General features: G+C 32.8%; 14 protein-coding genes. 13 read left to right on the forward strand and 1 reads right to left on the reverse strand.

Annotated features, from left to right (window positions below; translation table 11 throughout):
* The first annotated feature begins 52 nt into the window (after nucleotides 1–52).
* The 5 genes from pstC to bsdtb5_RS07010 all read left to right on the forward strand — a co-directional run bounded on the left by pstC (nucleotide 53) and on the right by bsdtb5_RS07010 (nucleotide 4,563).
* Nucleotides 53–931 (forward strand): phosphate ABC transporter permease subunit PstC, encoded by an 879-nt coding sequence (pstC, locus tag bsdtb5_RS06990; protein ID WP_271715316.1) that lies wholly within the window; start codon nucleotides 53–55, stop codon nucleotides 929–931.
* A complete protein-coding gene (gene pstA, locus bsdtb5_RS06995) occupies nucleotides 924–1,808 on the forward strand; it encodes a phosphate ABC transporter permease PstA (RefSeq protein ID WP_271715317.1) in 885 nt (294 codons plus the stop codon). The genes pstC and pstA overlap by 8 nt, the downstream gene beginning before the upstream one ends.
* Nucleotides 1,805–2,554 (forward strand): phosphate ABC transporter ATP-binding protein PstB, encoded by a 750-nt coding sequence (pstB, locus tag bsdtb5_RS07000; protein ID WP_271715318.1) that lies wholly within the window; start codon nucleotides 1,805–1,807, stop codon nucleotides 2,552–2,554. Before pstA ends, pstB begins: the two co-directional genes overlap by 4 nt.
* A gap of 381 nt (nucleotides 2,555–2,935) precedes the next feature.
* Nucleotides 2,936–3,439, forward strand: a complete 504-nt coding sequence (locus bsdtb5_RS07005) for an SEC-C metal-binding domain-containing protein (RefSeq protein WP_271715319.1) — start codon at nucleotides 2,936–2,938, stop codon at nucleotides 3,437–3,439.
* 302 nt (nucleotides 3,440–3,741) lie between these two features.
* The gene (locus bsdtb5_RS07010; protein ID WP_271715320.1) at nucleotides 3,742–4,563 is read left to right on the forward strand and encodes an AraC family transcriptional regulator; all 822 of its coding nucleotides are present in this window, start codon (nucleotides 3,742–3,744) and stop codon (nucleotides 4,561–4,563) included.
* Between the two features lie 172 nt (nucleotides 4,564–4,735).
* On the opposite strand, the gene bsdtb5_RS07015 is transcribed toward bsdtb5_RS07010, so the two are convergent.
* Nucleotides 4,736–7,252, reverse strand: coding sequence for a CoA-disulfide reductase (locus bsdtb5_RS07015; RefSeq protein WP_271715321.1), 2,517 nt, complete (start codon nucleotides 7,250–7,252; stop codon nucleotides 4,736–4,738).
* A 542-nt stretch (nucleotides 7,253–7,794) separates the two neighbouring features.
* On the opposite strand from bsdtb5_RS07015, the gene bsdtb5_RS07020 reads away from it, so the two are divergent.
* From bsdtb5_RS07020 to bsdtb5_RS07055, 8 genes are all read left to right on the forward strand, one after another.
* On the forward strand, nucleotides 7,795–8,754 hold the full coding sequence (locus bsdtb5_RS07020; protein ID WP_271715322.1) for an endo-1,4-beta-xylanase: 960 nt from the start codon (nucleotides 7,795–7,797) through the stop codon (nucleotides 8,752–8,754).
* Between the two features lie 337 nt (nucleotides 8,755–9,091).
* On the forward strand, nucleotides 9,092–9,619 hold the full coding sequence (locus bsdtb5_RS07025; RefSeq protein WP_271715323.1) for a GNAT family N-acetyltransferase: 528 nt from the start codon (nucleotides 9,092–9,094) through the stop codon (nucleotides 9,617–9,619).
* Nucleotides 9,620–9,629: 10 nt separating this feature from the next.
* Complete coding sequence (locus bsdtb5_RS07030; protein ID WP_271715324.1) at nucleotides 9,630–9,860, forward strand: hypothetical protein; 231 nt, start codon at nucleotides 9,630–9,632, stop codon at nucleotides 9,858–9,860.
* Between the two features lie 503 nt (nucleotides 9,861–10,363).
* On the forward strand, nucleotides 10,364–11,239 hold the full coding sequence (locus bsdtb5_RS07035; protein WP_271715325.1) for a LysR family transcriptional regulator: 876 nt from the start codon (nucleotides 10,364–10,366) through the stop codon (nucleotides 11,237–11,239).
* A 200-nt stretch (nucleotides 11,240–11,439) separates the two neighbouring features.
* A complete protein-coding gene (locus bsdtb5_RS07040) occupies nucleotides 11,440–13,386 on the forward strand; it encodes an FAD-dependent oxidoreductase (RefSeq protein WP_271715326.1) in 1,947 nt (648 codons plus the stop codon).
* A gap of 112 nt (nucleotides 13,387–13,498) precedes the next feature.
* Nucleotides 13,499–14,713 (forward strand): L-lactate MFS transporter, encoded by a 1,215-nt coding sequence (locus bsdtb5_RS07045; RefSeq protein ID WP_271715327.1) that lies wholly within the window; start codon nucleotides 13,499–13,501, stop codon nucleotides 14,711–14,713.
* Nucleotides 14,714–15,077: 364 nt separating this feature from the next.
* Nucleotides 15,078–17,657 (forward strand): right-handed parallel beta-helix repeat-containing protein, encoded by a 2,580-nt coding sequence (locus tag bsdtb5_RS07050; RefSeq protein WP_271715328.1) that lies wholly within the window; start codon nucleotides 15,078–15,080, stop codon nucleotides 17,655–17,657.
* A gap of 397 nt (nucleotides 17,658–18,054) precedes the next feature.
* Complete coding sequence (locus bsdtb5_RS07055; RefSeq protein WP_271715329.1) at nucleotides 18,055–20,721, forward strand: YfhO family protein; 2,667 nt, start codon at nucleotides 18,055–18,057, stop codon at nucleotides 20,719–20,721.
* Nucleotides 20,722–20,777: the final 56 nt, after the last annotated feature.

Raw genomic sequence — 20,777 nt, forward strand, 5'->3', positions numbered from 1 at the left:
TTATTTGTGGCAGTATCACAGGCCAGCCTGTGATATGCAATGGGTTTAAAATATGAAAGAGCAGAAAGTATATCTATATAATAACATTTTTAAGAGTATAGTTTTTTTCTTTTCATTAGTTACTTTTCTATCAGTTATAATAATTGCAATATTTATGGTAGTGAGCGGAGGACCAAGCATTATGAAAGTAGGCTTGAAAGAATTTTTATTCGGTCCAGTATGGGACTCTGCAAACGAACCACCAAAGTACGGAATCTTAGCATTTATATTGGCCTCTTTTGGGTCCAGTTTTTTAACCGTTTTATTTGCAGTTCCAATTTCAATTCTAGTTGCAGTTGCAATTGGACAGCTACTTCCATCTGCGGTTGGGACAGTCTTACGTTCCATTATTAGCCTACTAGCAGGCATCCCATCCGTTATTTATGGGTTTATGGGTCTTGTTTTTGTTGTTCCTTTTGTTCAGAGAGTATTTAACCTATCTTCTGGCTTAACAATGGTTTCTGCTGTTATTGTATTAATAATTATGACACTTCCTACTATTATAAGTGTTAGTGAAACGAGTATTAATTCAGTAGATAAGAGTTATTTGGAAGCTGCTTATTCTCTAGGGGTAAGAAAAGAATACGCGCTATTTACTATTATTATACCAGCTGCAAAATCAGGAATTATGGCTGCGGTGCAACTTGGCATTGGAAGAGCAATTGGAGAAACTATGGCGGTTATAATGGTGGCAGGAAATATTCCACAAATGCCATCAATGCTCAAGCCAGTTCGTTTCTTAACTACTGCTATAGTAACAGAGATGTCCTATGCAACGGAGCAAACTAGGGGAGTATTAATTGGAATTGGATTAGTTCTATTCGTGTTTATTTTTATTATTAATTCGGTATTTCGATTCTTAATTAAAAAGGCAGGTATGATACATGGATAAAAATATATATGAAAGAAAAATAAGGCCTGGCATTATTGCAGCTCGTGCTTTGATATATTCGGTTACTACAATAGTGATTGCATTGGTTGTAATTATTATTGTATATCTTATCAAGAAGGGACTACCTTATATTAATTGGGAGTTTCTATCTAAGGCACCATCAAGGCTAAATGAAACATATGGGATTGCACCTATGATTATAAATACATTATATATTGTATTTATTACTCTTATCATATCCATACCATTAGGAATAGGTACAGCTCTTTATCTTGCTGAATATGCGAGGCCTGGTAAAATTATTTCTATATTTCGCTATTCGATTGAAATCCTTGCAGGGATACCATCTATCGTATACGGATTATTTGGCCTGGCCTTTTTTGTAAATACTTTAAAATTAGGAAGTAGCAGCGGATCCATGATTGCAGGTTCCCTTACATGTGCCCTTATCGTCCTTCCTACTATGATTCGAACCACGGAAGAAGCCTTACTACAGGTGGATTCAACTTACAGAGAGGCAGCATTTTCTTTAGGAGCTTCTAAGTTTTACATTATTCGAACGATCTTGTTACCTTGTGCTCTGCCAGGTATTGTAGTTGCTATGATACTTAGTATTGGGCGAATTGTAAGCGAGTCTGCAGCACTTCTCTATACAGCAGGAGTAGATTATATTATGCCAACCAATGCAGTGAAGCATGTAACGGAGTCAGGAGCTTCATTAACGGTACAATTATATCTATATGCTACTGAAGGAAGTTCTCCTGATTGGGTTCCTTATGCAATGGCAGCAATATTAATGATTCTGGTATTCCTAATTAACCTTACAGCAAATATAATTGCAAGTATATTTCAGAAGAAAGTGAGTGCTAAATCATGAGCATAATTACGACAACGAATATAAATCTCTATTACGGTGATAAACAAGCAATTAAAGATATTAATATGGATATTGAAAAGAATGAGATTACTGCGTTAATAGGACCGTCAGGTTGTGGAAAATCGACTTTTCTAAGAATATTAAATAGGATGAATGATACAATAACTAACTGCAAAATTACAGGAGAAGTAATATTTGATAATATTAATATTTATGACAGTAAAATTGACCCAATGCTGATTCGAAAGAAAATAGGTATGGTATTTCAAAAGCCAAATCCCTTTCCACTAAGCATATATGATAATATTGCATATGCACCAAAATATCATGGTAAAAAGAAAGGTGAACTTGATGAAATAGTAGAGAATAGCCTAATGGCAGCTGCTCTATGGGATGAGGTTAAAGATCGCCTGAATAAAAGTGCACTCTCCCTTTCGGGTGGACAGCAACAACGTCTTTGTATTGCAAGAACCATTGCACTTAATCCAGAAGTCATTTTAATGGATGAAGCAACTAGTGCGTTAGATCCTATTTCAACTTATAAAATTGAAGATCTATTAAATGAACTTAAAAAAACTTATACGGTAGTTATTGTGACACATAATATGCAACAAGCATCTCGTATTGCAGATAAGACTGCTTTTTTCTTATATGGAGATTTAATTGAATATGACTTAACTAGTAACATATTCACGAATCCGAAGAACAAAGAAACTGCTGATTATGTAAGTGGATATTTTGGATAAGAGGAAAAATAGTAATATACAACATCAGCCCCATGACGAATGGTCACGGGGCCAACATTAAAAAGGGGAGGATAAGTATTTAATTTTTCTTTAGTAACTTGCTAAATTATAATTGGAGGGGGAATCCAACTATTTAAGAGCATACGCTTTTTGTGATATCTAATACATTAATTAGATAATTATAGTATGTACGCAATAATTTGAAATATACATAAGATTATTATCTTTTTAAAAATATTTGAAAATCTGTAATAATTATTTTTTCAATATGAAAAGAATAGATTGAAATTATCATATTAGCTATGCTATACTATGATAAGTAATTTTACGAATAATGAGATTGAAAAGAACAAAGATTCATAGGAAAAAGGATGGTATAAAATGAGTTTATTAGAACAATGGAGAGAGATGGCTTACTCTCAAGATCAGGATCAAAAGAAAGAACAATTATTCTGGGCAAATTATTTTAATATTGAAAAAGGAATATATGAACAATTATTAGCAAATCCTGAAACTGTAATCGAAGGTACTGTAGAAGAACTAGCTAAAAAATACAATACAGATTTAATGATCATGGTTGGTTTCTTAGATGGTATTAATGATAGCTTAAAGAATCCAAATCCAATTGAAGAGATGGAAGCTACAACAAAAGTGAATTTAGGTTTTGATAATGAAAAGCTATATTACAATATGGTTGAAGCAAAAGCGGAATGGTTATATGAATTAAAAGAATGGGATACAATTCTTACAAAAGAAAGAAGAAAAGAATTATATCTTCAACAAAAGAAATCAAATACAGTTGTAAAAGAAAATAAAGTTGGAAGAAATGATCCATGTCCATGTGGCAGTGGTAAAAAATATAAAAAATGCTGTGGAGCTAATTAATTAGCAGCGAAGCATAGGTTAGGAGAGATACTGTTTATAATAGTATCTCTTTTTTGTCCTATAGTTGTTATGAAAATGATACAATTACTTCAGTTTTAATAAAAAAATAATTAGTGCATAATGAATGGAATAATTAAAAAAATATAAAATAAATAAGAAATTTTAACTATAAAAAAAAGGAAATGATTTGTCGATATGTTAATGAAGAGATATTAATAGAGATTAAAAATAAATACTAGTTGTATCAATAATAGTAAATGCTATATTGGTTACGACCTAGCGAATGAATATGTGGTGATGAGATGGATAGTACAGTATTTCCAGCAATAACAGAATATGATTGTAAACTTCCTTACTATATAACTGGTATAGGAAGTGGGTGTATGAAAGTACCTTATAAGAAAGAAGGTTTTCCGCTATTTCAATGGATACAAGCGAGAAGTGGAGAAGGAATCGTACATGTAGACGGAAAAGATTTTAAGATGACTGAGAACACAGGAATATTAATATTCCCGAATGAATCCTATGAACTGCAAATTAATTCAAACTTCTGGTGTATTGATTGGATCGTTTTTGGTGGATATGGAGTTGAGGAGTTTTTTCAAAGATTAGATATTACAGAGACTGCTGTGTATAAATTGGTTAATTATAATACTTTATATTATAAATTTGAACGGTTATTAAAGATGTCAAAGCAGATGCATCCATATAAACGTCTTGACATCTCGTGTTCTGTGTATGATTTTATAACAAGTATAGTAAAAAACTGTACAGCTAACAATATGAATATCAAGTCTTCTCCTAAGGTAGAAAAGGTTTATGAATATATTGAAGAACATTATAATGATATTATCATGTTAGAAGATTTATCTGATATAATTGGAACTAGTCCTCAATATTTTTGTAAATTATTTAAAGAAGTAACGGGTTACCGTGTAGTGGAATATATTAATTGTTTGCGTATTCGAAAGAGTAAAGAATTAATGTTTCATTATAATGATATGAAGATAACGGATATAGCAGCTAGTTGTGGCTTTGAAGATTCTAGCTATTTCTGCTCGGTATTTCGTAAGCTAGAAGGAATCACTCCAGGGGAGTTTCGAAAGAAATATTTTGATAAGTAAAATGTACATATGTAATAACACCAAAAAGGAATACCCTGCTATTGGGTATTCCTTTTTGGTGTTATTACTTTTTGGTTCATGTCTGCGACTTAGACTTGTTCGTAGACCTTAATTCAACGTTTAAATTGTTATTTTATTTCACATTAGTACACTAGCTAAAGATAAATAAACGTTAAATAAATAATGACATATCGGATTCTTCAGCATTATCTAGCATGGTTGCTGCGCCACCAGTTTTCACGCCATCGATTAATTCGTCTTTGTGAATTCCCATAACATCCATACTCATGGTACATGCAATTAATTCAACACCATTCTTCATGGCTTCTTTGATTAGATCTTCTAAGCTATCAATATTCTTATTCTTCATGACAGCACGAATCATTCTTGGACCCATTCCACCCATGTTCATTTTGGAGATAGGGAGCTTCTTGGTGTTTCTAGGGAGCATTACACCAAACATTCTGCTAACGAAGTCTTTTTTTACACTTACTTTTTCTGGTTTTCTTAGAACATTCAGTCCCCAGAAAGTAAAGAACATACTTACTTTACGTCCCATCGCAGCAGCGGCATTTGCAATAATAAAGGATGCAATCGCTTTATCTAAATCTCCTGAGAATACTATGATATTTTTGTTATTTCCACGAGATTCGAGGGTTGGTAATTCAAGGCCACCTTTACGAATCAGAGCAGTAGATACACCTTTACTTGATTTGGAATCGATAAAAGTATTTCCAGTACGTTTACACCAAGATATAACGTCAGTAGAGAAAGCTGGGTCAGTAGTTTTTATTTTAAGAAGTTCACCTTCGTTTATCTTTTTCATTTCATCATTCAGTTTAAGAATTGGACCAGGACATTGTAGGCCACATGCGTTTACTTCTACTGTTTTCACATTTTCATTCATCTTGTTAACACTATCATTCATTTTGTTATCACCTTCATTATTTGAGTTCTTTTTTAACATAGATCCATTGGTTGAATCAAGGGAAGCAGCTTGTAGTGTTTGCTCTGGGGTATTCATGCCAGCAGTATTTTGCTCTGACATTCTGATGCTATTATATAAGCGATATCCACCAGATAAGTTATAACATGTATATCCATTTTGTGTTAGGATACGACTAGCAATATGACCACGAAGTCCAATCTGGCAAGTTACATAAACAGGTTTTGATTTATCAATACGATGTAGATTCGCACGTAATTCGTCAACTGGAATGTTAATAAATCCATCAATTGTTCCATTGTCATATTCCATTTGGGTACGAATATCTATTAAAGATACGCTGCCATCTCTAGGCAATGTATCAACTTCGTTCCAATGAAAGATATTAGTTTTCTTTGTTAGGATATTCTCTGCTACAAAGCCTGCCATGTTTACTGGATCTTTTGCAGATGAAAATGGTGGAGCGTAAGCTAATTCTAATTCTGTTAAATCATAGATAGTAAAGCCTGCTCTTATTGCAGTAGCTAATACATCAAGACGTTTATCCGCTCCGTCAAAACCAACCACTTGCGCACCAAGCAATTTACCAGTAGATTTCTCAAATATTATCTTAACAGACATATTAACAGCACCTGGATAATAGGAAGCATGAGAGCCTGAGTAAGTAAAGGATTTTTCATAATCAAGAGATAATTCTTTCGCTCGCTTTTCTGTAATACCTGTAGTTGCAACGGTGATGTCAAAACATTTTAAGATACCAGTACCTTGAGTACCTTTATACACAGAATCTAATCCACATATATTATCAGCTGCGATACGACCTTGTTTATTCGCTGGACCTGCAAGTGGAATATATCCTTGTTCCTTAGTAATGTAATCTGTAATCTCAATTGCATCACCAACTGCATAAATATCAGGTACTGAGGTGCGCATGTGTTCATCTACGATAATAGCACCACGTTTATTTAGTTCAAGGGAAGCAGATGTTGCTAGCGTTGTATCAGGGGTTACACCAACCGACAAGATGACTACATCAGTAAGAAGTTCGCCGCCGGATAACTTTATTTTAAGTTGATTATTATAGTCACTTATGGATTTTACGCCATCTTGTAAGATGAGTTTTACACCTTTTTCACGAATGTGATTATGAACATCAGCAGCCATATCATAATCCAATGGAGCAATCACATGGTCGGCAAACTCCACAATCGTTACATCTAATCCAGCATTATGCATGTTCTCTGCCATTTCAATTCCGATGTAACCACCACCTACAATGACTGCACTCTTTGGTTTTTCTTGATCGATATAGTCTTTGATGCGATAAGTGTCTGGAATGTTTCTTAGGGTAAATACTTTCTCGTTTTCCACACCGATAATATTAGGTTTGGTTGGTTTGGCTCCAGGAGAAAGAATTAACTTATCATAAGATTCTTCGTATGTTTTTCCTGATTTTTTATCTAGAACAGTAACAGTTTTAGTGTCTGGATGAATCGCTGTTACTTCACTCAATACGCGAACATCTACATTGAAACGGCTATGAAAACTTTCTGGTGTTTGAAGGGTAAGCAATGAACGATCTGTGATATCGCCACCGATATAATATGGTAGGCCACAGTTAGCAAAAGAGATATATTCGTCTCTTTCAAACATGATAATTTCTGCAGTTTCATCTAGTCTACGTAGTCTTGCAGCAGCTGATGCACCACCTGCAACACCACCAATTATTAATACTTTACTCATATCATTACCTCGCTTTTTGTTATATTTTTAACATTACTGTCAAAAATGATAAAGGTTATTTTTTTTGTTAGGTCTATCATAAATTATATTATATTTTTTTTCTGTGACAAAATCACATAAAGATTTCAGCATAGTTATATTATCTTTCTTTTAATATAACCTATTCATATATGTATGAGTTGCCCGACAAATGACCTGTTTGGGAGACAGTCTAGGCAATTTACACAAAACAGAAAAACTCATGCTTCATTGAGTATGTATAAGAAGTTCTAGTTCTCAGATTATTTTGTGTAAAACATATTGCCAGGCAAGATTTTGAAACAGGTCATTTGTCGGTCAACTCATATGTATTAAATTAATATGGAATTCCTAATATTATTGGTTAGGATGTCAAAAGTCATTCGCAGTAAACTAAAATAAGAATTTGACATCCAATCGATAAAAAACTACATTGAATCCTACCATACATGGTGCTAGTATATAAAATATAGGAAACTAATGGTAAAGTTATGATAAGATTTACAGGATAAAGGGGGATAACTATGACATTAAAAGAAAAATATAAGGATTATTTTAAAGTTGGAGTTGCTGTAAATGAAGAAACAATTGTATCACATAAAGATATTATTACAGAGCATTTCAATAGTATTACCTGTGAAAATGCTATGAAATATAATGATTTATGCGATGAGCATGGTAACTATCATTGTGAGAAGGCAGATCTTATTTATGAATTTGCGAAAGAAAATAATCTGGCAATTCGAGGACATAATTTTGTATGGCATCAAGCAATACCTACTAGTACGTTGGAAAAAATGCAAAAGGAAGAATTGTTAGAACGTATTACAGAGCATATTCAAAAGGTTGCAATGCGTTATCCTAATATCTACTGTTGGGATGTTGTGAATGAAGCAATCTCAGATGATAAGGAATCTTACTGGCGTGAAACTGTATGGTATAAAGTATTAGGTGAAGATTATATAGATACCATATTTCGCATAGCAAGAGAAGCAGTTCCTACCACATCAAAGCTATATTATAACGACTATAATGAATTCGATTCCATTAAGAGTGATAAGATCTATACTTTGATTAAGCATGCATTAGATAGGGGAGTCCCAATAGAGGGGTTAGGATGTCAGTGTCATATTAATATAAGTCAACCATCGGTAGATACATATCGTAGAGCACTTGAGAAATATGCGAAGTTAGGGGTACGCCTCCAGATTACAGAGATGGATGTATCCATATATTCTTCTAGAGATATGAAAGTAGAGAATATGACAGGAAGAGAAATAGAAGCGCAAGCAAAAGTATATGCCGATTACTTCAAGTTATTCCGAGAATATCATGAAATCATAGATGCAGTTACCTTGTGGGGAGTTGCAGACGATGCAACTTGGCTAGATAACTTTCCAGTAAAGAACAGAAAAGATGCACCTTTATTATTTGGTGTGGACCATGAACCCAAGGAAGCGCTATTGAGGATTATGGATTTCTAGATGTAGTTTAGGTAATACAAATTTGATATTAATTAAGTATTATATAAAATATGGTTAGGGTGTCAAAAGTCATTCTCAGTCTAAATTGTGTATATTGATGTATAAATATTAATTTTGGCGTAGTCCGGCCGAAAGTATCGTCTATATTTTGTCAAGACTCAAAGAGAAAATAGGAACGTGAGTGAGTATTTTCCCTTGTTATGAGGCTTGTAAAAAATATGATGCTTGAGGGAAAGGTAGCCCAAATTAATAATTATACATCGATATACACTCAACAAACTAAAAGAAGACTTTTGACACCCTAAGCATGAATATTTATTGTTAGGAGGAATATGTTGTGATTTATTATAAGGATGAGACAATCACCATCCGGTCCATGCATCATAATGACCCACACATAATCTATCATGAGTACGTAGAACAAGGATGGCACCCAGCGATAGAAATCTATGAAAATTATTATAAGGAGCAGGAACGAGGAAAGCGTGGAATATTTATTGCTGAGTATAATCATAACGTAGCAGGTTATACGACATTGGTATATGAGGCAACAACAGGACCATTTGCGCATAGAGGTATTCCGGAAATAGTTGACTTTAATGTATTTGTCAAATATCAAAGAAAGGGTATCGGAAGTAGAATATTAGACATTGCAGAAGAAGCGGCCTATGAGATTAGTAATACCATTTCTATCTCAGTTGGATTACATTCTGGATATGGAGAAGCACAGAGAATCTACATAAAGAGAGGTTATATTCCAGATGGTACAGGAGTATGGTATCGCGATAGACAGTTGGAACAATATGGTAATTGTTGCAATGATGATGAGCTATTGCTGTATTTATCCAAAACTTTATATAGATAGTGGGAATTGTATGAAAGAGCGATTAATCAAGAAAATTATTTTTATGGTTTTATTTTTTGTTATTTATATGACAGTAGGAATTTTTTTAGATGCTGCTTATGATTGGTATGTTGGATATCAGCTATTAATACATGCGACGATTACATCTATTACTTGGTTTCTTATTATGCTATTGTTTGATTTAATTGAATATGTAATAAATATATTTCGAAAAGAAAAACGCAATAATAATAATTCCTGATTTATAATAATAAGTAAAAATAAAGATAATAATTATTATGAGTTGCCCGACAAATGACCTGTTTCAAAATCTTTCTTGGCAATTTGCACAAAACAGAAAAAGCGATTGCGCCTTTGAATAGGTATTAGAAGATCTTGTTCTCGGATTATTTCGTGTTATATGCTAGGACAGATCTGTCTGAGCAAGGCGAGTTATCTGTCCTAGCATATGTTTTACATGAAATGATCTGAGAACTAGATCTTCTTATACCTATTCAATGAAGCATGAGTTTTTCTGTTTTGTGCAAATTGCCTAGACAACCTCCCAAACAGGTCATTTGTCGGGCAACTCATTACTATTAAGTAAGGAACAATATAAATTATCTTGACACCAAATATACAGTAGAATACACTTAAGCTTACATAATTACCGAATCGTTATAAGGTATTTCTTAGGAACATAAACATAAGGATGATTAGGAGGAGATATCAGAAGATAGAATATCTATCATCTGATAAAACAGTATGGATACCAAGGAATTAAAGTGTTTTGTTACCGTATATGAAGAGAAAAGTATCAATCAAGCAGCGCAGAAATTATTTATTACCTCGCAAGGGTTGAGTAAAATAATTAAAAACTTAGAGAATGAATTGGGAGTATGTCTGTTTGAGCGTTCACAAAAAGGGGTATTACCAACAGAAAGTGCAGAATTTCTTTATGAAAGAGCAAATGTGCTAATCTGCCATATGGAAGATATAGAAAATGGGTTAAAGCAACTTGAAATGAAAGAGAAGAAGTTAAGAATTGCATGTGCAAGAGGTGTGCTGAATGCGTTATCCTTCCAATTGATCTTGGATTTTATTCAAAATAATCCAGAACTTTTAGTTGAGTGGGGTGAATATGCAAATGATGAAGTGAAGAACATGGTAGCTTCTTATAAAGCGGATGTTGGAATTGTTGTTAGTACTACGGAACTTGAGCAGATTGTTGAAAAACAAATAGCAAGTAGAAGTATTACATTACTCGTCTATGAAGGTCATCCATTTTATCAGATGGAGGAAATAAGTATTGCTGATTTAGTTGGTGAAAAAATTATCATTCTTAATGAGCAATTTCAAGTATTTCATGCATTTAAACGCTGCTGTATGGAATATGGTTTTGAACCATTGATTGTAGGGAAAACAATGGATAGTAATTTCTTATTGAAATTATGTAAGTTAAAAGTTGGAGTTGGGGTATTGATTGATTTTTCGACAGATGATTTTAATTTGGATGGTGTGAAAGTAGTACATTTAAAAGAAAAATTGACGTGGGATATATACCAAATCTGTAATAAAAGGAATCAATCATTTCCTACAATTAAGACTTTTCAGAAATATTTGGAGGAGAGAATCCTGTAATCTGATCATGTTTGTTGATTTTGCTTAATTAAAAATAAATAACTCTGTTACAACATTTTGTTGTTATATGCGAATGAATCGTTGATATTCATTCGCATATTTTTTATGTATAATTGTTAAAAAATAAACAATGTTAATAATAAGGCTTTTGTTGCTTGAACCTTAATTATTTAATATTGAAAAGTAAGGAGTTATCAAATATGGTAAGAAATTTTCCAAACCTATGTAAACCAATTAAGATCGGTAATGTAACATTCCGTAACCGTATGTTCTCAGCACCAATGGGAGGAACTGATATAACAGCAGATTGCTGTATAGGAAGAGGTTCCACAGCATTCTATGAGTTAAGAGCAAAAGGTGGTGCAGCAGCAGTTACAATTAGTGAATGTATGGTTCATCCAGAGACAGATGGTTCTCATGCATATCACTTGGATCTACATACACCAGGTTCCTTATCTGGTTTTACTTACACAGCTGATGCAATCAGACGTCATGGAGCTATCGCAAGTGTAGAGCTATCTCATTCTGGACAATATGCTGGAACTTATCTAACAGATAAAGGTAAGAAACAAGGACTTGCGCAATATGGACCAAGTGCAGGTGTTCGTCCTGATGGAATTGAAGTAAAAGAAATGTCAAAAGAGATGATTGCGGATATTGTAAGAGCATATGGTGAATGTGCTGGATTAGCAAAAAGAGCAGGATTTGAAATGATTATGGTACACGGTGGACATGGTTGGTTAATTAATCAATTCCTATCACCATATTTCAATCATAGAACAGATGAATATGGCGGTTCAATGGAGAATAGAGTTCGATTTGCTAGAGAAGTACTAGATAGTGTTAGAGCTGCAGTTGGAGTAGGATTCCCAATCGAATTCCGTATGAGCGGATCTGAATTGTTCGAGGGTGGTTATACACTAGAAGATGGAGTAGAGATTGCAAAACTATTAGAAGATAAGATAGATCTACTTCATGTATCTGCTGGTACTTATCAAAGGGGATTTGCTACAACTCATCCTTCCATGTTCTTACCTCATGGAAGCAATGTATACTTAGCAGCTGAAATCAAGAAACATGTAAGTATTCCAGTAGCAACATTAGGTGGATTAAATGATCCAGCTATGATGGAAGATATTATTGCATCAGGAAAAGCTGACGTAGTATATATGGCAAGAGCTTTACTAGCTGACCATGAATTACCTAGAAAAGTGATGAGTAATCAAGAAGATAAAATCGTAAAATGCTTAAGATGCTTTACTTGTATGGCAGAACGTGCAACAACAGCTACTCGTAGATGTACGGTAAATCCACTAATCGGTAGAGAATTAGATGGTACCGAAGTAATCAAAAGCTCTAACCCAGTAAAAGTATTAGTAGCTGGAGGAGGACCTGGTGGATTAGAAGCAGCAATAACTGCAGCCAAGAGAGGACACCAAGTCATTCTTTGTGAAAAGACAGACAAAGTTGGCGGAATCCTAAAAGGCGAACAAGCAATTTCATTCAAATATGAAATGTATGAATTAGGTGAAACACTAGGAAGACAAGCAGCAGAATTAGGTGTAGAGATCCGCCTAAATACAACAGTAACACGCGAATATGTTGAAAATGAAAAAGTGGAAGCGCTCATCATTGCAGTTGGTTCAGAACCTATCATTCCTCCTATTCCAGGAATTGATAGTGAACATGTTACAGTTGTAAATGACTACTATTTACAAAAAGAAAAAGTAAGTAATGATGTAATTGTAATTGGTGGTGGTCTAGCAGGATGTGAAGCAGCTATTCACCTTGCAGAAGAAGGAAAGAATGTTCATTTGTTAGAAATGAGATCTGAATTAGCAGTGGATTCTAATATCAGACATCGTCCTATTTTGTTAAAAGAAATCGAAAAATCCGTTCAAGTTCATACAGAATACAGAGCGATTCGAATTACAGAAGAAGGTGTTATCTGTGCAGATAAAGAAGGTAAAGAATGTCTTGTTCCTGGAACTTCTGTAGTATGTGCGGTAGGACAAAGAGCTTTAAGAAGCATAGCAGAAGAATTAATTGATTGTGCTCCATATGTAGCTCAAATTGGAGATTGTGTAAAACCATCTACAATTACAACAGCAGTATACCAAGGATATCACGCAGCACTTGATATATAAGAAAGAAGATCAGATTCCTATGTTATATGCTATACAGTTTTGAATATTAAATGGCATAGGAATGAAATGATTATCAATTTTATAATATAATAACAATTAGAGGAGAAGGAAGATGAATTATCAAAGAAAAAGATGGTTGGTATTAGTAGCAAGTTGTCTTATCAACTTATGTATTGGCTCTATGTATGCATGGAGCGTGTTTGCAGCACCAATGGCAGCCCACTTAAAAGTGGATCCAGGAAGCTTAGCAATTATTTTTACTATCACAAATGCAGTAGGTCCGATTACAATGATTACTGGTGGTAGAATTAATGACAAGTTTGGACCTAGATGGGTAATATTCGTTGGTGGTATCATTTACGCTGCTGGTTTCTTAATAAGTAGTGTTAGTAATACGATGACAATGTTAGGAATTGGATATGGACTTGGTTGTGGACTTGGAATGGGTATGATCTATGGTTGTACCATTAATAATTCAATTAAGTTCTTCCCAGATAAACGTGGTTTAATCGGAGGAATTGCAACTGCGACATATGGACTAAGTTCTGTTCTTATGCCTCCGATTGCAAATTCATTAATCACGAACTATGGTATTCTATCAACATTCCGTTATATCGGAATTGCATTTTTAATTATCATTTGTGGTAGTGCATTATTTATTGAAAAATGTCCAGAAGGATATCGTCCAGATAATATGAAGCAAGTAGCAGTCAAAGGAAATGCTTTAACTAATGAAAAAACATGGAGAGAAATGTTAAAAGATCCAATGTTCTATCTTATGTTTTTAATGTTAGTATGTAGTGCTTTTTATGGGTTAATGGTAACTTCTCAAGCATCTCCAATCGCTCAGAATCTGATTAAAGTGTCACCAGCGACAGCTGCAATCTGTGTATCCGTCTTAGCATTATTTAATGTTGGTGGAAGAATATGTGCAGGTATTCTATCTGATTTATTTGGCAGAATTAATACACTTATTGTAATGCTAATTATTTCAATCGCTGGATTAGGTTTACTTATCACATGTGGAGATGGTGATTTAGCTAAGTTCATGGTTGGTGTATCAATCATTGGAGTATCTTTCGGTGCATTTATGGGTGTATTCCCTGGCTTTACTGCAGATCAATTTGGTACTAGAAATAATAGTGTAAACTATGGAATTATGTTTATTGCATTTGCTCTAGCTGGAGTATTTGGCCCTATGGTACTTAAGAATATCTATAGTACATCTGGTACTTATAAAAATGCATTTCTAATTGGTATTGTATTTGTTATAGCAGGTTTAGTTCTTGGAATGATATACAGAGTGTTAGATAAAAAGAAAAAATAGATATGTTTGAATCGTAAATAACAGAGAAGACACACAATAAAATAAGTAATTATAATAAAAGCGGGCAATTACTCTAAGAAGAGTATGCTCGCTTTTATTGTGCTCTTATTATTAATTAGTATTTTTGAAAATATATAGAAACAATCTATATAAGTAAATATAGAATAAATTAATACGAAAACATGACAAAAAGTATTAAATATAACCAAAAAACATAATGAAGTCTAATTTCACTAAATTTCCATATAAAAAGAACCGATAAATATGATATAATAATACAAAAAAGGCTAAAAATCGACAAATAAATAATTAATACAAAAGATCATCTATGCATAAACAATATGTAATAGAAAGTAGGGTTATTATGAAATTAAGTAAAAGATATGTCATAACAATAATTATGTTAATACCATTTATATTTCAAGCAATATTCCCAATAATAGTATTTTCAAATGATAATCCTGTACCAGCTCTAGGTTCTGGATGGATTATTATTAATGAATCCACACCAAATGCACAAACTAATTTAAGCTCAGTTATAAATAGCTATATTACTTCTGATAATATAAAAATATTTATAGAAAATGGTACATATCAATTAAACGGTACAATTAAAGTTGAGAATCACACCAATATAGAAATAATGGGACAATCAAAAGATAATTCAAAGTTGATACAGACAATATCAGATCAAAATAGTATAGCAGTTAATGGCGCAAGTTATGTAAAAATATCCTATCTGAATATAGATAATTCAAGCACAGCAAGTAAAGCTTTAGAATGTAAAAATTCTGAGTATATAACGTTGTCTGAATGTATCATTAATGGATCTACGAATAATTCAGCAGTAGCTTTTTATGGAAAGGAAGGTGCTGTTGATCCAGTAGATTCTTTAGATATCAATATTTTAGATGGTTATAACGTAGTTAAGAATAACATTATTTATTCTTATTCGAATGGTACGAATGAAGATGGTATTGCTTTTATTAAACAGAAGAACGGAACAATAACAAATAATAAATTATATGGTAGCCGTATTGCTTTTTATTTATCTAGGGATTCCGTAGTAAGTAGTAATGAGATAAAAGATTCTAATTCAAATGGTATTAGATATACAGTTCCAGCTGATTATAATAAAATTTTAGATAATAAAATAGAAAATGCAAAAGCTTCTGGTATTGCAGTTGTTCCAAATAGTAATGGTGATAGTCGTAAAGTTTACCGAGGAATAGATCTTGAAATAGCGCGAAATATTATTAATAACACACATTATTTTGGAATAGAAATTAGTAATCTAAAAGGTTCGAACATCCATGATAATACCATAAATGAGGTGGATATTTCTGGTATGTATTTACTTTATAGTGATTATTTACAAATTGATCATAATACGATTAGCAATACAGGTTTATCAAAACTACGAGGTAATATATGGGGCTGGAGTGAGGGTACAAACTCAGGTATATTCGTAGATTATATGGTGAAAAATAGTACAATATCTAACAATTCTATTGAGAACGCAAATGAATCATATCCAGATTGTATCTTTGGAATTAGAATTCAACCAGGAAATGAGAATATAGAAAATGTAATTATTAAAAACACAGTCACAGGTTTTTATGAAGATGACTATGCGATATCAATCGCTGCGAATAATACAGATAGTGAGAATGTATTCAATAAACGTTTACGTGCTAAGTTACAGAACATAAATACTAATTCATCATTAAATGAAATTGAAATAACGTGGGATACGGTAAACGTTGTGTATGATTACGATATAGAAGTTGATGGAGTAGTAAAAAAGAATCAGGGGAATGTAGGAAGTTATATACATACAGGATTAGTTAGTGATACAGAACATACATATAGAGTTAGAGCAAAGAATGGTGAATGGAGTGATCCAGTTAAAGCCAAAACACTATATATTCCAATAGTAACTACTATAGAAGCAAATGATATATCGATTACTGAGAATCAAACAGCAAATGTTAATGCAGTTGTTAAGGATCAGTATAATAATGTAATGACGAATGGTTATACTTTGAGCTATCAGATATATGATTCAAGTGTGGCAGAGGTAGATGCAACTGGAAAAATAACATCAAAGGCATATATAGAAGGTGCTAATAATACGACTCTTGAAATTAAAGATACATCTGGTGTTAGCAAAACAATTAATGTCGTAGTAAATAAAGAAATCATCACGCCGACAGCGACACCAGAACCAACAGCAACAGTAGCACCAACAGTGCCTCCAGAACCAACAGCAACAGTAGCGCCAACAGCTACACCAGAACCAACAGCAACGGTAGCGCCAACAGTGCCTCCAGAACCAACAGCAACAGCAACGCCAACTGTGCCTCCAGAACCAACAATAGTACCAGAGCCAACAGCAGCGCCAGAACCAACAGTAACACCAGAACCAACAGCAACAGTAGCACCAACGCCACTTCCAACAGAGATACCGGAACCTACGGTTACACCTATACCTACAATAGAACCAACTCCAATAGATATTCCTGAACCAGCTCCAAGTGAGTCTAGTACACCAGAACCAACATTTACTACATTTCCAGAAGTAACGGATGCACCAGTAGTAACTAGTAGTCCTGTGATTAATACTCCGCTTCCTACGAAAAAGCCATCTGAAATAGTGAGAACAAATATTGTGAAAACTAGTCAGCCTCCAGATGATAATGAGAAAAATACTATATTAAGTGGTGATAAGAAGGAAACGAATAAACAAAATAATGATAAAAAGGAAAGTACACTAAACAAGGAGAAGATAGAAAATAAAACGGTAATAAAAAAGAAACACCAGAAGAAGGAACAACGGAATGTAACAATTATTATAATCATTCTTATATCTTTGATAAGTTTTGGAATAATAGTACTCTATAAAAAGTTAGTGCTAATTAATAAAAAGCAACAAGATAAATAATAATTAACATAATCTTTAAAAATATTAATTGAATACTTACATTACTATAAAAACGGGCGTTTCCTAAGGAAATACCCGTTTTTTATATATTTATTATTTATAAATTTAAAGTAAATGAATAAAAAGATAAAAAGATGGATTATTGTGTTTAAGTTAATAAATATAAGGCAATTATTTAGATAGGTAAGACTGGAATATTCGTCTTTACTTTAAAATAATTAGCAATTAATTATATTATGAAAGAAATCTTAAGAAAGTTTGAGATACCTTAAGAAATTGTAAAAATAATTTAATTTGAAAAAATGAATAGTAAGGAATAAAATATAGAACGATAAAATTGACAAAATATATATAACAATAACGAAAGATAAATTGTTATAGGAGGATTAGGAAATACATGAAGAAGACTTGGTTTAAGAATACGTATTTTATTTACACATGTTCCTTTCTCTTGCTATTGCCAATCATCTTTATGCCATTTTTTATGGATGGTAAAACGTTTGTATGGAAGATGGATGGAATTAATCAGCACTATCCGATGTTTATCTATTATGGTAAGTTATTAAGAAGTCTACTTACTGGTAATGGATTTCCTATGTTTGATATGAATATCGGTTTGGGATTTGATACAATTGGAACACTCCAGTATTATGTACTTGGTGATCCTATCGCATTATTCTCGGTTTTTGCGACAAAAGAGAATGGCGTATATTTATATTGTGCTTTAATTTTATTACGTTTTTATTTATTAGGAATTAGCTATATTATTTTCTGTAAGTACTGGGGAAAGAAAGGCGTTTCTGTATTGGGGGGCGCATTCATATATACTTTTTGTGGGTTTTCCTTATATTCTGGAATCAGACATCCATATTTTCTTAATCCAATGATTTATCTACCACTGATTATAATTGGATTAGAACAAATATTACGCAAGAAAAAACCTTATTTATTAATCGTCATAGTTTTTGTTAGTACAATTAGTAACTTTTATTTTCTATTTATGTTAACGGTAATATCCGTAATCTATGTTATAATACGATATTTTATGAGATATCGCAAAACGTATGATAATGTTTTGAAGGGATTTATATATACTGGATTAAAGACAGGCGGACCCTATCTGCTAGGAATTGCTATGGGAAGTTTTTTATTTCTTCCAATTATCTATGCATTCATGAATAATTCTAGATTAGGGAACGGGCCTCAGATGCCCTCTGGATATTTACATTATAGAAAAGGATATTATTTGAAATTATTGCAAGGAGTCTTTGCACCAGGTGCAATAACAGGTTATTGGTCAGAACTATCCTTTTGTACCATTACAGCGGTTAGTGTTGTTGCATTAATATGTAACAAGAAATATAGAAAGTTATTATTTATCTTTTTACTTGCTTTTAGTGCTTTATTAGTTCCTTATGTTGGATATTTTATGAATGGATTTGCATATGTAGCAAATCGTTGGTGTTTCGCATTGGCTCTTATTGTTGCTTTCATCTTCACCGAAACGTACGAGAATCTATTTACTTTAAAAATATATGAGAGACTGCTATTCCTCGTTGGAATTGGTGGTTATGGAATTATTACGTTTTATTATCCAGCAAAAGATATTGTTAAGAATGGCTTTTATTGTTTATTAATCACGGCAATTGTGGTTTTAATATATCAACTTAGATGGTTTGCTGATAAAAAAATAATTCGTGATATCAGTTTTTATCTTATTCTACTTATGATGATCGGCTTTCATGGATTTGCATTTTATTCACCGAAATATTATGCTTACGCGAATGAGTACTTAACCAAAAAAGAGGTGGATAGCGTATTTAACGAAGGAGTCCTGAACCTTGTCTCAAAGATAGATGATAAGGACTCGCGAGTGTTCCGTGTGGAAACCTGTGGTGATAAATGTATTAATGAATCTTTATATATAGGATACAATGAGGTCTCTGGCTATTATAGTCTAATGACTGGAAACGTAGCGAAGTATTTAGATCAGTTGGAAGTTCTTACACAGAAATCTGCATATCGTTTTGATAGCTTAGATAATCGAACCGTATTGGATTCTTTAGCAAGTGTAAAATATATTGCTAGCACGAAAAGAGGAGCTGCACCATATGGATTTCGGTTAATTAATAAAGGTAGATATGAGGGTAAAAATATATATTTATATAAGAATGATTATGCATTGCCACTTGGATATGCATATGATAGTTATCTGTTAGAAAAAGATTATGAAAAATTAACGGCGATAGAGAAACAGAATTCGATGCTATATTCCATCGTTTTACCAAAGGATAATAATATGGTAGCGAAAGCAGACGAAGATGTTAGTCATGGAATAATAAAACGAAAGGTTAAGATTATTCCCGATGAAAATATAAAATTAACGGATAACAAAATAAAAGTAAAAAAAGCAGGTGCTAAAATAACCCTTGAATTTAAGCAAGTGCCAAATTCTGAGACCTATTTAATATTTCATAAATTGAATTTATTAAGACGTTACCGAACAATGGCAACCTTTAAAGTAAAAGGAGATTCAAATATTACCAAAAAAGTAAATGTAAGAAGTATCTATTATGGTTCTTATTTTGGCAAAGAAAATTATCTCGTAAATATTGGATATGAAAAAAAAGGTGAGTCAAAAATCACTATAACATTTCCAGAGAAAAAAAGTTTTACGTATGAGAGTATTGAAGTGTATTGTGTAAATATGGATTTTTATAAAGAGCAAGTACACAGATTGATTCGAAATTCGCTTCAAAATATTACAATTCATAATAATACCATACAAGGTGATATAACGTTAACTGGTAATAGAATCATGGCAATTAGTATTCCATATAGCAAAGGTTTTAGCGCTTATGTTGATCATAAAAAAGTTGAATTATTACATGGTAATATAATGAATATGGCATTGCCACTTAAGAAGGGATCGCATCATATCGTATTAAAATACAAAACTCCGTATTTTAACATAGGCTGTTTCATATCTATAACTGCTTTCGTAGGTTTTGCATTTCTGATTATTTGGAATAAAAAGCGAGCGAGTGGAAAGAGAGATTGTTAATTTTGCTAGTTATTAATCACTCCAAATGGGTAAGAAAGAAAATATATTAGTTGAAA

It is taken from the genome of Anaeromicropila herbilytica, assembly GCF_016591975.1.
GTDB classification, from domain to species: domain Bacteria; phylum Bacillota; class Clostridia; order Lachnospirales; family Lachnospiraceae; genus Anaeromicropila; species Anaeromicropila herbilytica.